This is a genomic window from Streptomyces sp. NPDC002825 (genome assembly GCF_040295385.1).
Classification (GTDB): domain Bacteria; phylum Actinomycetota; class Actinomycetes; order Streptomycetales; family Streptomycetaceae; genus Streptomyces.
In genome coordinates, this window is the sequence record NZ_JBEOVH010000042.1 from 1 (window position 1) to 14,182 (window position 14,182).

The following is a 14,182-nucleotide window of genomic DNA, read 5'->3' on the forward strand; positions in this document are numbered from 1 at the left end:
CCCCACGCTTTCCGTTTTTCCCGCGTTTACCACACCCACCCAAAACCCGGGCCCCCCCCCCTCCCCCCCACCCCCCGCCCCCCGCCCCCCCGGCGCCGGGTCGACGGGTGCCGGCAGTTCGGGGAGCTCCGGCAGCCGGCCCGCGAGGGCGAGGGTGGCGGGGAGCTTGCAGGCACGCGGCATGCCCGGGCCGGTGCGGGCACGGACTTCGGGGATCCACACCGCGCCGTCCACGGTGGCGCGGCAGACCGCGCCCGCCCGGGTGGCCAGCAGAGCACCGGGCCGCCCGCGCAGACCGTCCTCCGCGTGGCCGCCGTGCAGGAACCACTCGGCGCCGAGCAGCCGGTCCGGTACGCCGGGCTGCGAGTCGGCGGCCCGCAGGGTGCGCAGGACGGTCCCGGTGGTGTCCTCGCCCCACGAGATCCGGCGCTCCTCCTGGCGGAGAGCGGGTCGGGCGCGGATCTCGCCGGTCTGCGGACGCGGTGCCGCCCCGGCGGCGACCCTCTCGACGGCGCGGAGCACGGCGGCCACGGCGGCGTCGGACAGCTCGTTGCGGTACAGATCGCTCTTGCCGACCTCCGGCACGCGGAAGGTCGCGGATGCCCAGACGTCGCCCGCGTCCATCTCCTCGTCGGCCTGGAGAACGGTGACGCCCCACTCCTCGACCCCGTCGTGGATCGCGTGGTCCAGCGAGGACGGGCCGCGGTCGCCCACGGGTCCCGGGTGCACGATCAGGCAACGGTGCGCCGTCCACACATCGCGGGGCACGACGGCCTTCAACATGGGGGCCACGACCAGATCGGGCGCGTGGCGTGCCACGGCCTCGCGCACGGCGGCCCCGCCGGGGGTGACCTCCACGGGGACGGTGTGCCCGCGGTCGCGCAGCTCGACCAGGACGCGCTGGGTGAGGCTGTTGAAGCTGCTGGCGACGAGCAGGATGCGCATGGGCGGCCTTTCCGGGTCGCGGGAGGGGGTTCGGCCCTGGGAACCGCGGTCCACCAACCGCCTGCGATCATGGGGCAGCACGAGGGGGGCACCGGGGTGGCGGAGCCCGCACCTCACCCGTTCGAGGTGTGCGTCCGGCCGATTGGCGGCCCGATCGCCGCAGTGGGCCGTCCAGGAGACGCGCCATGTGCCTCGTGGGAAGATCGGAGTCCAAGGGTTTGCGAACGCATGCCCCTCGCACGGACAGGCAGGTCGGCTCATGGCCGAAACACCGAAGTCCTCCAGGCCCTCGCGCGGCGAGCCGAGCCGCGACGGTATGGCCGGACAGCACGGCTGGTCCCCTGATGTGGACGAAACGCGACAGCAGGAGAATCCGAGCGCTTCGCGTTCCTTCCACCCCGAGAAGCACGCGCCCCCGCCCGGCAAGGGACGGAAGATCGCCAAGGAGGAAGAACGGAACGTCCCCGGCGCCACCGTTCACAGCGACACGGCCAGAGGCGAGAAGCGAGGCCGCTCGTCGGAGAAGGGCGTGCGCGACACCGGCCGAAGGGGCCGGACACAGCGCCCCAGCGGCACGAAGGACGACTCGGCGTTCACCGGTGTGAACCCGGACGACGACTCCTCCGGTCCCCGCCCGGGCTGACACGACGCCGAGAACGGAAACTTTAGTTTACTTAGGCAGGTTCGGAAACTACAGTTGTCGCATGACAGCCGCTGAGATCACCCCAGAAGAGCAGGCAGAGCTCGACAAGGCCCTGTACGACGCCCTGAACCCCCTGGCATCGTCCATCCGCTCCCGGCAGACGGGGCTGCCCGCCGACCGTATGTGGGAGGCGGATCCTGTCGAAGTGGCGCTGTCCGTCCTGGCCGCGTGGAAGGTGATGGACGGGGAGGTCAAGCGACTCACGGAGCAGGCTGCAGCTACCGCCGGTTCCTACGGCGCGAGTTATGAGCAGTTGGGAGCTGTCTGGGGCATCACCCGGCAGGGCGCCCGCAAGAAATGGCCCGAGGCCGTCAGCCGCCCGGCACCCGCGACCGTGGGCAAAAGCACGCTTGCGCTGTTCGGAGGGAGTGCCGAGCTGGTGCGGTCGCCTTCCGGTGATTGGGGCTGGACCGGGCGAGGCGCTGACGGGGTGTCCGCCGCGGCCGCCGATGGGGAGCCGTACGCCACCGCCGAAGAAGCAGCGGCCCACGCGGGCGCATTCCTTAGAGAACACGCCCTCGACACCGGCGATCAGCCCTAGATGTATTGATCACGAGCGTTGTCGACACAGTCGTGGTCTTGAACATGGCGAAGACTTCCGGTGTGGTGGGAGCTGTCTGGGAACTCACCTCACGGAGGTCTTCGTGGCCCACCGTAACGCCCGGCTGACCGTCTTCGGTAGGAGACTGCTGGTCGCACGTGTCTGCTCAGGCCGTCCGGTCGCTCATGTGGCCGCCGAGATGGTGGTCGGCGACGTGCGGCGATGCCCGAGCCCACCGCGACGCGGCCGGGACGCACCTCGACGAGGACGTCGTCACCGCCCTGGAGAAAGCCGCGGCCGGGGGGAAGGCGGGGCCTCACCCGTGGATTCCGCGTCCGTGTCGTCGGTGCCGATCGGGCCGCGGGGAAGCATCCGGTCCAGCCACTTCGGCAGCCACCAGTTGGTCCGGCCGAGGAGTGTCATGGTCGCCGGTACGAGCACCATGCGTACGACCGTGGCGTCGATGAAGATCGCCGTGGCCAGGCCGAGCCCGAACATTTTGGTGGAGGGGTCGTCGGCGACGGCGAAGGACAGGAAGACCGCCACCATGATGAGGGCGGCCGAGGTGATGATCCGGGCGGTGCCCGAGACGCCCTCGACGATCGCCGTGCCGTTGTCGCCGGTGCGCAGGTACTCCTCGCGTACGTGGGAGAGGAGGAACACCTCGTAGTCCATCGACAGGCCGAACAGGATGGCGAAGAGGAACATCGGGATGAACGACACGATCGGGACCGTCGCTTCCAGCCCGATGAGTGCGCCTCCCCAGCCCCACTGGAAGACCGCGACCATGATGCCGTAGGCCGCGCCGATGCTCAGCAGATTCAGCAGTACCGCCTTGAGCGGTACGAGTACGGAGCGGAAGACCAGCATCAGCAGCAGGAACGACGTCGCCAGCACGGCGGCGACGAGCACCGGCAGGCGTTGGCTGGTGCGTCGGCCCACGTCGGACAGGCTCGCGGCGGCGCCGCCGACGTGGGCCCTGGCCGGTCCGTGCGCGATCGCCGTGGGCAGCACGTCGGTGCGCAGCCGGGCGATGGTGTCGGCCGTGGCCTTGTCCTGAGGGCTGGTCGTCGGAAACACCACGAGGGTCGCGATGCCGGTGGCCGGATCGATGTGCGTCGGCGCGACGGATGCGATGCCCGGATCCGCCGCGACCGCCCTGACGAGTCGGTCCAGCACTCCGGGATCGCCGGTGGGGTCCGCGGCGATGACGAGGGGACCGTTGGTGCCCGGGCCGAACCCCTCGGCGACGAGGTCGTAGGCCCGGCGCTCGGTACGGCCGTGGGGCAGTGAGCCGTCGTCGGGCAGGCCGACGCGCAGGCCGAGCACGGGCAGCGTCGCGGTCAGCAGCAGCCCCGCCGCCCCGACCGCGTACGGCACCGGGTGCCGGCTGACGTGCCCGATCCAGCGACGCCACCCGGCGGCGTGGGCGGCGCCCGCCGCCGGGTCCCGCCGTGCGATTCGGGCCGGCTTCCTGGTCTGCAGAGCCCGGCCGATCCGGCCGGGCCGGGCCAGGCGCGGGCCCGCCGCACCGAGAAGGGCCGGGAGCAGCGTCACCGACGCGAGCACCATCGTCAGAACGACGATCGAGACGGCAACCCCGCCCACCGTCATGAAGGGCACGTTCGCGACCGCCAGGCCGAGGATCGATACGACGACGGTGCCGCCGGCGAAGACCACCGGCCGCCCGGCCGTGGCCACCGCTCGCCCGGCCGCCTCGCGGGGATCGAGCCCGCGCGCGAGATACCCCCGGTGCCTGGCGAGCACGAACAGCGCGTAGTCGATGCCCACTCCGAGCCCGACCATGCTGCCCAGGACGGGTGCGAAGGTCGGGACGTCCGTCACCCCCGCCAGTACCGTCATCGTGGCGACCCCGACGGTCAGCCCGAAGACCGCCATGCCGATCGGCAGCGCGGCGGCGACGAGCGAACCGAACGCCAGGAACAGGATCGCGGCCGCGGCGAGGAGGCCGATCAGCTCGCTCACGCCGCCGCCGGGGTCGGAGAAGGCGTAGAAGAGGTTCCCGCCCATCTCGATGCGCAGGGGCAGTTCGGCGCGCAGCCGGTCGCCGAGTTCGACGAGGGCGTCGAGGTCCTCGGCCGACAGCCGGCTCTGGTCGGGATACTGCACCCGGACGACCGCGATGCGCCCGTCGGCCGAGACGAGGCCGCCGCCCACGGCGGTGTCCCCGCCCGCGTCGAGGGCCCCCGCCGGGTCGCTCGTGCCGAGCACGTGCGGCAGCCGCTTCACCTCGGCCCGCAGCCGCGTGAGAGCGGTACGCGCGTCGTCGTCGAGGAACGTCGCACCGTCGTCGAGGGGGGTGACGACCACTTGGGCGGTCATCCCCTCCTGGCCGGTGCCCGCCCGCTCGATCAGTTCCGCGGCCCGCTGGGAGTCCAGTCCCGGAGCGGTCATCGAGTCCGCGGTCCGCCCACCGAAGGCGACGGCGGCGAGGACGGCGAGCGTGGCGGCGATCAGCCATGCCGCGATCACCCGCCACGGATGGCGGGCGGCGCTTGCGCCCAGGCGCAACAGGGCTTTCGAGAGCATCGGGTCCTCCAACCACCTCGTCGGCCGTCCTTGTACGGCCGCCAAGATCGAGGCTCGTCGCCACGGCGCTCCGCGACATCGGCCCGCGGGCCGCGGATCCGTCGGCCCCGGGGCGGAGTGACGACCCGTCCTTTCGGCCGATGCGCGGCACGCCGCGGCCCCTAGGCTGAGAACCGTGCTCCGAGACGACCTGCGAACCCTGTGGACCGAACCCCGGCCGCCCGACGCGCCCGCCCGGGTGTGGCGGGACTGGGCGCTGCTCGCCGCGAGCCTGGGCGCTGTGGTGCTGGAGGCCACCCTGCGCGAGAACGTCGCGTGGCGGCCGGTGGCGGTGGTGTTCGCCGTATGGCTGTGCCTGCTGCCCTTGTGGCGCCGGACCCGCCCGCTGGCGATGGTCACGCTGGGGTTCGGCTCGGTGATCCTGCTCCAGCTGGCCTCGCTGGTCGCCGCACCGCGCGAGCACATCGGCCTGGACGCCAGCATGGTCGTGCTCGTGCTGGTGTACGCGCTGCCGCGGTGGGGATCGGGACGGGACGTCGTGCTGGGCGGCGCGGTGATCCTCACGGCCTTCGCGCTGGGGGTCGTCGCGGATGACACCCCAGCCGCCGAACAGGTCGGGGGCTTCGTCTTCCTGTCGCTGCCCGGCTTGATCGGGGCCGCCGTGCGGTTCTGGGGGACCGCTCGCGAGCGGCAGTTGGAGCAGGTACGCTCCCGCGAGCGTGAGCAGCTCGCCCGGGAACTGCACGACACGGTGGCCCACCACGTTTCGGCCATGGTGATCAGCGCCCAGGCGGGCCGGGTGCTCGCGGGCACCGACCCGTCCGCCGCCGTCGAGGCGCTGGAGGGGGTCGAGGAGGAAGGGGCGCGCACGCTGGAGGAAATGCGAGCCATGGTCGCCGCGCTGCGCAACCGCGAGGCCGGCGCCGAGCTGGCGCCGCCTGCCGGCGTCGCGGACCTGGAGCGTCTCGTGCGCACGCCGGGTGGTCGTCTCAGGGTCGACCTGGGTCTCGACGGCGAACTGGACGCGCTGCCCCCGGCCGTGGACGCGGCCGTCTTCCGCATCGTGCAGGAGTCGGTGACCAACGCCATGCGCCATGCGGTCAACGCGACCGAGGTCGTCGTCCGTGTCACCGCGGAACGGGACACCGTACGGGTGAGCGTGCGCGACGACGGCCACCGCACCGGCCGAGGCCGTGCCGGATACGGACTCACCGGACTGCGCGAGCGCGCCACGCTGCTCGGCGGCACGCTACAAGCCGGCCCCGGCGCCGACCAGGGCTGGCATGTCGAAGCCGAACTGCCGAGAGGGAGGACCGAGAACGGTGCCCATCCGCGTCCTCGTCGCTGACGACCAGACCATCATCCGCACCGGGCTGAGGATCATGCTGAACGCCCAGCCCGGCATCGAGGTGGTCGGCGAAGCCGCCGACGGGCGGGAAGCGGTACGTCTGGCCCACGAACTGCGCCCCGATGTCTGCCTGTTCGACATCCGCATGCCCGCACTCGACGGGCTCGAGGCCACCCGGCTGGTCGCCGGCCCGGGCGTCGCCGACCCGCTGGCCGTGGTCGTCATCACCACGTTCGACCTCGACGAGTACGTCTACGGCTCACTGCGTGCCGGCGCCCGCGGATTCCTCCTCAAGGACACGGGACCGGACCTTCTGGCACAGGCCGTACGGTCGGCGTCCGACGGTGAGGCGCTCATCGCGCCCAGCATCACCGTCCGTCTGCTCCAGGCATTCGCGGACCTGCCCGCCGGCCGGCCCGTGGCCCAGCCGGTCTCCCCCGTCACCGCCCGCGAGGAGCAGGTGCTCCTCGCCGTCGCTCGCGGGCTGACCAACACCGAGATCGCCGATGCACTGCACATCAGCCTCAGCACGGTGAAGACGCACCTGGCCAGCCTGATGGCCAAACTCGGCGCCCGCAACCGCGTCGAGATCGCGATGTGGGCCTACGAAACGCGCCGTATCCTCCCCGGAACCTGAGCCGGGCGCCGGACCGTGTCCCATGAGTCCCCGCCCGGACATCGGTGCACCGATCGGCTCAGGCTCGGCGACGAACAGCCGTCGCGGTCTTCGGTCACTTCCAAGGGCGACCGCAGCTCCCATGGGGTCGAGGATGTCGAGCCGACCGCGTCAGGCCGGCGGCCCCGGCGTCGCGTTCAGCCACTGCGCGGTATTGCTGACGTGCATCAACGCTCCGGCCTGGCTGACGACCACGCTCGGTCCGCCGTCCTCACGCGCTCCGCCGCGGGCCCCCGTCGTCCCGCCGTCACCGACGGGGTGATCACAAAGGCGGAACGGTGATCACCTGGTCCGGTCGAGCACGTACGTGAACAGCCGGTCCAATTGCTGTGCGGCGGTGCGCGCGAGGGACGCGTCGCGCAGCGCGCGGCGGGCGGTGTCCAGGTGCCGGCGTGCTTCGTCGCGGCTCGCGGTCCGCCCGCCCAGCTCCTCCACGAGTGCCGCGACGTGTGCGGCGGTCTCGTGGTCGAGCAGTTGGGGAGGGTCGAGCAGCGCCGCCAGTTCGTGCGCGGCCCTGCCTCCACCGGCCAGTGCGGCGAGCATCGGGTAGGTCTTCTTGCCCCTGCGCAGGTCGGCGTGGACGGGTTTGCCGGTCACGGCGGGGTCGCCCCATATGCCGAGGATGTCGTCCACCGCCTGGAAGGCGAGGCCGAGATGGCGGCCGGCCCGTTCGAGCGTGGTCACGGTCCGGTCGGGGGCGCCGCCAAGGACCGCGCCGAGTGCGACGGCGCAGCCCAGCAGGGCGCCCGTCTTCTGTTCGGCCATCGACCGGTACTGCTCAAGGCCGACTGCGCCGGGGCCGTACCAGGGACGGTGTTCAAAGCGCAGGTCCTGCGCCTGCCCCGACACCAGCGCGTTCAGGGTCCGGCACAAGCAGCGGACCGCGGACGCCGCGTACCGGCCCGGGGCCTCGGCCAGGGTGGTCACGGCCTGGGCGAGAAGCGCGTCGCCGGCGAGAACGGCCGGGCCGGTCCCGTATGCCTTCCACACCGCAGGCCGCTGCCGGCGCAGGGCGTCGCCGTCCATGATGTCGTCGTGGAGGAGCGAGAAGGTGTGCACGAGTTCGACGGCCACGGCGCCGGGAACGGCCTCCGCGCCATCAGCCCCGACCGCCTCCGCACCGAGCACGGCGAGCGCCTGGCGCACTCCCTTGCCCTCGGATCCGCCGGCATCCGGAGTACCGGCCATGTCGGACCAGCCCAGCGCGTACGCCGCCATCTCACCGGTCCACGGATGGAGGCTGCCCACCGCCTTTACCAGCGCAGGCCGGACGAGTTCACGACAACGCTGCAGGACACGGTCCGGAGCTGCGTCGTGATCGACGTCGCGTTCGACGTCGTGATCAATGTCGTGATCAATGTGGCGATCGATGTCGTGATCACGAGAGGAACGTACCGTGGTCACGACTGCGGCACCCGGCGAGAACGGTGTCGGGACGGCGCTCACCGCAGGCCCTCCACATCGGCGGCCTGAAGCGCCTCGGCCCCGACCGCCGGCAGCACGGGCCTCGCGGCGTCCTGCTCGTGGCCGCCGTGGTCCGGCAGCGGCCCCACCCCCAGTTCGGCAGCCGCCTTGTCCACCATGTCCCGGGCATGCCGCAGCCCGATACGGTCCAGCGTCGAGCGCAGTTCGGCCAGGTCCGCGGCAGTGTGCGCGGCGTCGCGGCCCAGATGGGCGGAGGCCTTGACCAGCCCCAGTCGCGACAGCGCCGTCCCGCGGGGCTCGTCCATCTCCTGGAACTCCTCAAGGGCCAGCGCGTACATCTCACGGGCCTGTTCGTAGCGGCCCGCCCGGTACAGCACGTTGCCGCGCATCTTGTGGTTGTAGGCGAGCGCGCTGGACAGCCGCATCTCCCGGCAGGCCTCCTCCGCCTGGGACAGCAGCGACAGGGCGCGTTCCACGTCGGCGTCGCGTACGGACACCACGTCCGCGATGCCGCGCAGCGCCCATGCCCACCCGCGCCGGTCCTCGGCTCGGAACGCCGTGTCGGCCGCCTCCTCGAACAGGGCCAGGGCCTCGTCGTATTCGCCGGTGTTGCGGTGCATCTGCGCGATGCCCTCCAGCGCCCACACCGTATGCCGGGCCTCGCCCCGGCGGCGGGCCTCGGCAAGCAGCTGCTCGTGCAGCCTCCGCACCGCGGCGTAATCGCCCTGGATGCGCCCGGTCTCGGCGAGCCCCGCCAGCGAGTAGCCGCGCACGACGACGTCACCACCCCGCTCGCCCGTCTCGGCGGCCAGCCTCAGCAACCGGTACGCCAGCCTGAATTCACCCCGCTGTCGGGCCAGCGTGCCGCCGCTCCACAGAGCCCACGCCATGGCCCCCTCGTGGCCTGCCGAACGCGCCGCCCGGTAGCTCGCCTTCCACGCCCGGTCGGCCTCCTCTATGCGCCCGAGCCTGCGGCACGCCTCCGCCACGGCCAGCCCGCAGCGCGCCTCCTCCCGCCGGTCCCCGTCACGTTCCGCCGTCCGCAGCTCCTCCACGGCCCGAGCCAGCACCTCGGGCAGTGAGGCGTTCACCGACAACGATTCGAGAGCACCCTGGTACTCCGGCGCCGAGGCCTTCGCCCGACTCTTCCCACGCACCTGACCTGCCATCACACCCCTCCTCGTGTCGACTCGACGATCAAGTCGACGCGAGAACCAAGACGGCGACCGCGCACCGGGGTTCCCTCTCGGCCGAGAAGTCCGCCTCCATACGGACGGGGGATCGTCCTCAAGTGCTACGCGGCCGTCGACAACTCGTCAGCGAGATGTACGCCAGAGCTCCCGGACCGGCAGGTCCGGTCAGCGCGAGGCCGGCTCGAACGGCGGACGACCAGTGCCGGCCGGAGCACACCACCCGGTCGTGGCGGTGGCCGTCCGCCTCACTGGTCTCCTCCAGGGGCAGCTCGGCCGCTCGCGTGCCCAGGGGTGACGGCCGGCCGCGACGGGCAGATCGTGAACCCGGGCTGCAAGGACGCGAGATCCAGGGCATCCACAACGCCCGCCACTACCGCGGCGACCGCCTCGGCCGCGCCGCCCTCCCCCACCGCCTCCTCGGCCCCGCCGCAGACCCCTCATCGGAGTCAAGCGCCACGTCCTCACCCGCGAGACACTCGGCCGCATCCACCGACCTCGGCGCCCGCACCCTCGCCGCCGACGACAAGATCCTGCTCGTCGAGCTCCGCGGTGCGAAGATCCCACTTCCCCAGGCCGTGCCGTCCGAGCGGGGCAAGCGCGGCAGGCCCCCGCGCCGCTCGGACACAGTCCTCGCCGACCGGGGCTTCGATCGCGACAAGTCCCGCCGCCTGCCCTGGGGCCTCGGGGTGACACCGCTGATCGCCCGGCGCGGCACCCAGCACGGCTCCGGCCCCGGCACCCAGAGGCCGCGTGCTGATGCGCGCAAAAGGCACCTGCAGTGGTCGGCGGACGGCACCCGGTGGCCGTACCGATGGTCTCCGTGGCCGGGGTCGGCGCCGTGGGCGCTCAGCCGTTGACGAAGGTGAGGCTCGTCGCGTCGTAGCGGGTGCCCGCGATCTGCTCGGGCGGGGCGGCGGCCTCGATGGCGGCGAGGTCCTCGGTGGAAAGCTCGACGGCCAAGGCCGCGACGTTCTCCTCCAGATACCGCTGCCGCCGGGTGCCGGGGATCGGCACCACGTCCTCGCCCTGGTGCTGCACCCAGGCGAGCGCGAGCTGGCCGGCCGTGACTCCCTTCGCCACAGCCAGCTCGTTCAGCTTCGCGACGATCGCCAGGTTCCGTTCGAGGTTTCCGTCGGCGAACCGCGGCTGACCGCGCCGCACGTCGGTCTCGGCCAGCCCCTCGACCGAGCTGTACCGACCGGTCAGGAAGCCGCGCCCGAGCGGGGAGAACGGGACCAGGCCGATTCCGAGCTCGCGGCAGACCGGGGCGATCTCCGCCTCGAGGTCGCGGGTCCACAGGGACCACTCGCTCTGCAGCGCGGCGATCGGGTGCACCGCGTGTGCCCGCCGGATCGTTTGCGCGCCGGCCTCGGACAGCCCGAGGTGGCGGACCTTCCCGGCCTGCACCAGCTCGGCCATGGCGCCGACGGTCTCCTCGATCGGCACCTGCGGATCGACCCGGTGCTGGTAGTAGAGGTCGATGTGGTCGACCCCGAGTCGGCGCAGCGACGCCTCGCACGCCTGTCGCACGTAGGCGGCGTCGCCCCGGAGCCGGGTCGGCTCCCCCAGGCGGTTGGCGAAGCCGAACTTCGTGGCCAACACCACCTCGTCACGGCGCCCGCCGATGGCCCGTCCGATCAGCTCTTCGTTGTGTCCGACGCCGTAGAAGTCGGAGGTGTCCCAGAAGGTCACCCCGAGATCGAGAGCATGGCGCAGTGTCGCGATCGATTGCGTGTCGTCGGTCGCGCCGTAGCCGTGACTCATGCCCATGCACCCCAGACCCTGCGCGGAAACCGCCAGGTTGCCCAGATTGCGGACGGGGAGGTTGGTCATGTCCTGTCTCCTGACTCGAATCATCTGCCCGGGACGCTAGGTGCTGGAGCGCACTCCAAGTCAACCGAGCGTGGTGCCTCGCGCCCGGAGAGACCGGGCAGCCCCCGGTTCTGCGGCCTGTCCGCGCCCAACTTCGCGGTGATGCTGTGTCGCGGTACTCGACTGTCTCCGTGCATGTGTACGCGGGCGATGGTGCACGGACAGCAGGACAGCCCCGCAGCTGATCGACCACCAGATCAGCCGGCGGCGGTGCCGGGCCAACCAGGACGGGAAATTTCGGGGAGTACGGGGAACAGATGGGCGCGGAGCGATGAGTTTCCGGTGATCCGGCGGTCCGCCCTGCATGGACGACACATCACGCATGACACCGATCGACCTGGGGGCGGCCGCGGAGCGCGTCGCCCGGCTCGCCGAGGGCATCGACGACGAGCGGCTCGACGACCCGACGCCCTGCCCCGAGTTCGCGGTACGGGAGCTACTCGCGCATGTCGCCGGGCTGAGCGTCGCCTTCCGCGACGCGGCCCGCAAGCAGTTCGGGCCGACGACCGGCACGCCGCCCGGCTCGTCCCGTCCGGTACTGGCGGACGACTGGCGGACGGCCCTGCCGAAGGCTCTGGACGAGCTGGCGGCCGCCTGGCGGGAGCCGGACGCATGGGAGGGGAACACGCAGGCGGGGGGCGTCGACCTGCCGGCCGCCGTCATGGGCCGGGTCGCGCTCGACGAGCTGCTGATCCACGGCTGGGACCTGGCGCGGGCGAGCGGCCAGAGCTACGAGGTGAGTGAGGAGGAGCTCCGGGTCTCCGAGGGTCTGCTGACTCCGGCTGATGGCGCTTCCGGCGAGGGGTTCTTCGGGCCGGTCGTCGCGGTACCGGACGGCGCGCCCCTGCTGGACCGGGTGATCGGTCTCAGCGGCCGCAGTCCCGACTGGCCCCGGCCCAGGTGCACTGACCCGCAGGGTTGCTGACGGGACTGGCTCTTGATCACGCGAAGACCTGCGGTGTGGTGGAGGCGTCCAGGACCACACCGTACGGAGGTCCTCGTGTCTCACCGCGATGCGCGCCCGCCCCTCCACGGAAGGCGGCTGCTGGTGGAACGGGGGCGGCTCCGGCCGCCCCCGACGCACGCATCGCCGCCGAGCTGGGCCGCGACGCCGGCAGCCGCGCGGGTCCCCCGGCCTCCGTGCGCAGAGCCGCGGGTGCACCTCGGGTCAGCGGACACGCTGACCCGAGGTGACCGGTCGGGCGGGCGTCAGCCCTGGCAGACGCCGCGCGTGTAGTCGTACGTCGCCGTCGCCTGCGAGTACTTCCACTGCGGCGCGAGCAGCCCGTCCGCCAGCCGGCGCGCGGCGGCGGGGCTTTCGATCACGTAGCCGAAGTCCTGGAGCCAGGAGGGGTACAGGTTCTTCGAGCCGATGTAGAAGGCCGAGTCGTCCACCGAGACCAGCTTGTGGTGCTGGGCGTACGGCTTGCCGTCCGCCCACGTCGGCTTGTCCGAGGCGCGGAAGGTCGCGAGCTGCAGGTTCTGGCACATCGCGGCCCTTGCCTTCGGCACGTCGCCGGTCAGGGCCGTGAGGCGGCCGCGCAGGGCGTCGCTCACCTCGGACAGCGACTTGATCTGCGAGTAGCCGCCGCTGCCGATGGTGCCCCGGTTGGCCGGGTCGCTGACGACGATGCGTACCTTCACACCGGCGGCGAGTTTCGCGGCGAGTGTGTCGTAGAGCCGGATGTCGTAGCGGGGAAGCGGCGGGCAGGTCGCGTTCATGTCCTGCTGCGAGATCTCGACGTGCTCGGTCGCGCTCGCGACCAGTGCCCGCAGGGCGCTCTCCTCCGGGTTGACCGTGTCGTAGTCGCGGTCGGCGTTGGTGTGGTCACGCACGCCGAATCCGCAGGTGGTGTCGGCGGCCTTCGGCAGGACGGGCTGGAACGACGAGGACGGGTCGCTCTGCCGGATCCCGACGCCGAGGCCGCCCACCGCGAGGGCGGCGATGTCACCGTCGGCGGGCGGGGCGGCAGGCCGGGGCAGGGTGGGCAGGCAGCCCGCGCCGTTGGAGGAGGCGAACCAGACGGTGGTCCAGTTGCTCTTGTTGCGACAGGTCCAGTCCCACAGCGTGTCGAGGTAGCGACCGGCGGAGCCCGCCGCCGGGCCGGACAGCGCGAGGTCGACGTCGTTCACCGGGTGGGTGGTGTCGAGGTAGTCGTCCTTCCAGCTGTTGATGCCGCCGGTGATCACCGAGTTCCCGTCCACCACGACCAGCTTGGAGTGGTTCCAGGAGAAGGCGGTCTTCGACGTCGTCATCGATGCCACGTTGAGGGTGACGCTCGCGGCCGCCGAGCCGAGCTTGCTCACCAGTTCGTCGCGGTAGGAGGACGGGACGACGTTGGCGTGGTAGACCGGCGCGGCGCCGACGAGGATGCGGACCTGGAGGCGGTTGCCCTTCTCCGCCGCCTCCTTCAGGCCGGCCACGATCGCGTCCTGGAAGCCGCCGTCGGGGAACGGGGCCAGCGTGGATATGTCCACGCTGTGCCGGGCGTTCGCGATGTCCTCGCGCACCTTCTCCAGCAGGCGTCGGGAGCCGGCGCGGTCGGCGCAGGTGGGGTCGCCCCAGCAGCCGGGGGTCTGGAGCAGCCAGTCGGAGGCGCCGGGGGCGGAGGCACCCAGCCGGTTCCCCGCCGTGCGCTCCCACACGGAGCCCTCCAGGCCGGGAGAGACCTGGCGCAGGGACTGCTCCACCGCGTCCAGGTGCGGGGTAGGAGCGTCGGCGAACGCTGGGGCGGCGGACAGCAGAAGGATGGAGAGGGCGAGCGGAAGGGCCGTCGTGCGGATGGTGCGGGCCAATGTGGTTCCTTGCTTGGGGGGGGTGGCTCGGGCCGACGGCTCGGTGAACGGGGCGTCGACCTTGATCAACTCCCGTAAGTTACCAGCGCGTATCTCCCGGTTCACCCCAACCCACACTGCTTTCAGCCGTCAT

At 72.0% G+C, this 14,182-nt stretch carries 12 protein-coding genes and 1 pseudogene; 7 read left to right on the plus strand and 6 right to left on the minus strand.

Annotated elements, in window-relative coordinates:
* On the minus strand, window positions 1-945 hold a 945-nt coding region (locus ABT041_RS35170; RefSeq protein ID WP_351192252.1), incomplete at its 3' end, for a formyltransferase family protein.
* Window positions 946-1,204: 259 nt separating this feature from the next.
* On the opposite strand from ABT041_RS35170, the gene ABT041_RS35175 reads away from it, so the two are divergent.
* The 3 genes and pseudogenes from ABT041_RS35175 to ABT041_RS35185 form a co-directional block, all read left to right on the plus strand.
* Window positions 1,205-1,588, plus strand: coding sequence for a hypothetical protein (locus ABT041_RS35175; protein ID WP_351192254.1), 384 nt, complete (start codon window positions 1,205-1,207; stop codon window positions 1,586-1,588).
* Between the two features lie 61 nt (window positions 1,589-1,649).
* A complete protein-coding gene (locus tag ABT041_RS35180) occupies window positions 1,650-2,189 on the plus strand; it encodes a hypothetical protein (protein WP_351192256.1) in 540 nt (179 codons plus the stop codon).
* Window positions 2,190-2,292: 103 nt separating this feature from the next.
* Window positions 2,293-2,391: pseudogene (locus tag ABT041_RS35185) on the plus strand (IS481 family transposase); the annotation flags it as partial.
* A gap of 71 nt (window positions 2,392-2,462) precedes the next feature.
* On the opposite strand, the gene ABT041_RS35190 reads toward ABT041_RS35185, so the two are convergent.
* Entirely contained in the window at window positions 2,463-4,739 is a 2,277-nt protein-coding gene (locus tag ABT041_RS35190) for an MMPL family transporter (protein WP_351192258.1), read from the minus strand.
* A gap of 175 nt (window positions 4,740-4,914) precedes the next feature.
* Here ABT041_RS35190 and ABT041_RS35195 point away from each other — a divergent pair, with 175 nt between their 5' ends.
* Window positions 4,915-6,087: a sensor histidine kinase gene (locus tag ABT041_RS35195; RefSeq protein WP_351192260.1), complete on the plus strand. Its 1,173-nt coding sequence runs from the start codon at window positions 4,915-4,917 to the stop codon at window positions 6,085-6,087.
* Complete coding sequence (locus tag ABT041_RS35200; RefSeq protein WP_351192262.1) at window positions 6,062-6,724, plus strand: response regulator; 663 nt, start codon at window positions 6,062-6,064, stop codon at window positions 6,722-6,724. The genes ABT041_RS35195 and ABT041_RS35200 overlap by 26 nt, the downstream gene beginning before the upstream one ends.
* A gap of 321 nt (window positions 6,725-7,045) precedes the next feature.
* Here ABT041_RS35200 and ABT041_RS35205 read toward each other — a convergent pair whose 3' ends face one another.
* Window positions 7,046-8,110 (minus strand): polyprenyl synthetase family protein, encoded by a 1,065-nt coding sequence (locus tag ABT041_RS35205; protein ID WP_351192345.1) that lies wholly within the window; start codon window positions 8,108-8,110, stop codon window positions 7,046-7,048.
* 95 nt (window positions 8,111-8,205) lie between these two features.
* A complete protein-coding gene (locus tag ABT041_RS35210) occupies window positions 8,206-9,357 on the minus strand; it encodes a tetratricopeptide repeat protein (RefSeq protein WP_351192263.1) in 1,152 nt (383 codons plus the stop codon).
* 305 nt (window positions 9,358-9,662) lie between these two features.
* Here ABT041_RS35210 and ABT041_RS35215 point away from each other — a divergent pair, with 305 nt between their 5' ends.
* Complete coding sequence (locus ABT041_RS35215; protein WP_351192265.1) at window positions 9,663-10,238, plus strand: hypothetical protein; 576 nt, start codon at window positions 9,663-9,665, stop codon at window positions 10,236-10,238.
* Here the strand turns inward: ABT041_RS35215 and ABT041_RS35220 are convergent.
* Window positions 10,228-11,214: an aldo/keto reductase gene (locus ABT041_RS35220; RefSeq protein WP_351192267.1), complete on the minus strand. Its 987-nt coding sequence runs from the start codon at window positions 11,212-11,214 to the stop codon at window positions 10,228-10,230. The two genes, ABT041_RS35215 and ABT041_RS35220, sit on opposite strands and share 11 nt — an antisense overlap.
* Before the next feature lie 361 nt (window positions 11,215-11,575).
* Between ABT041_RS35220 and ABT041_RS35225 the strand changes: the two genes are divergently transcribed.
* Window positions 11,576-12,178: a TIGR03086 family metal-binding protein gene (locus tag ABT041_RS35225; protein WP_351192269.1), complete on the plus strand. Its 603-nt coding sequence runs from the start codon at window positions 11,576-11,578 to the stop codon at window positions 12,176-12,178.
* Between the two features lie 284 nt (window positions 12,179-12,462).
* Here ABT041_RS35225 and ABT041_RS35230 read toward each other — a convergent pair whose 3' ends face one another.
* Window positions 12,463-14,049 carry a phospholipase D-like domain-containing protein gene (locus ABT041_RS35230; RefSeq protein ID WP_351192271.1) on the minus strand — a complete coding sequence of 529 codons (1,587 nt, stop codon included), beginning with the start codon at window positions 14,047-14,049 and terminating at the stop codon, window positions 12,463-12,465.
* Window positions 14,050-14,182 lie beyond the last annotated feature (133 nt).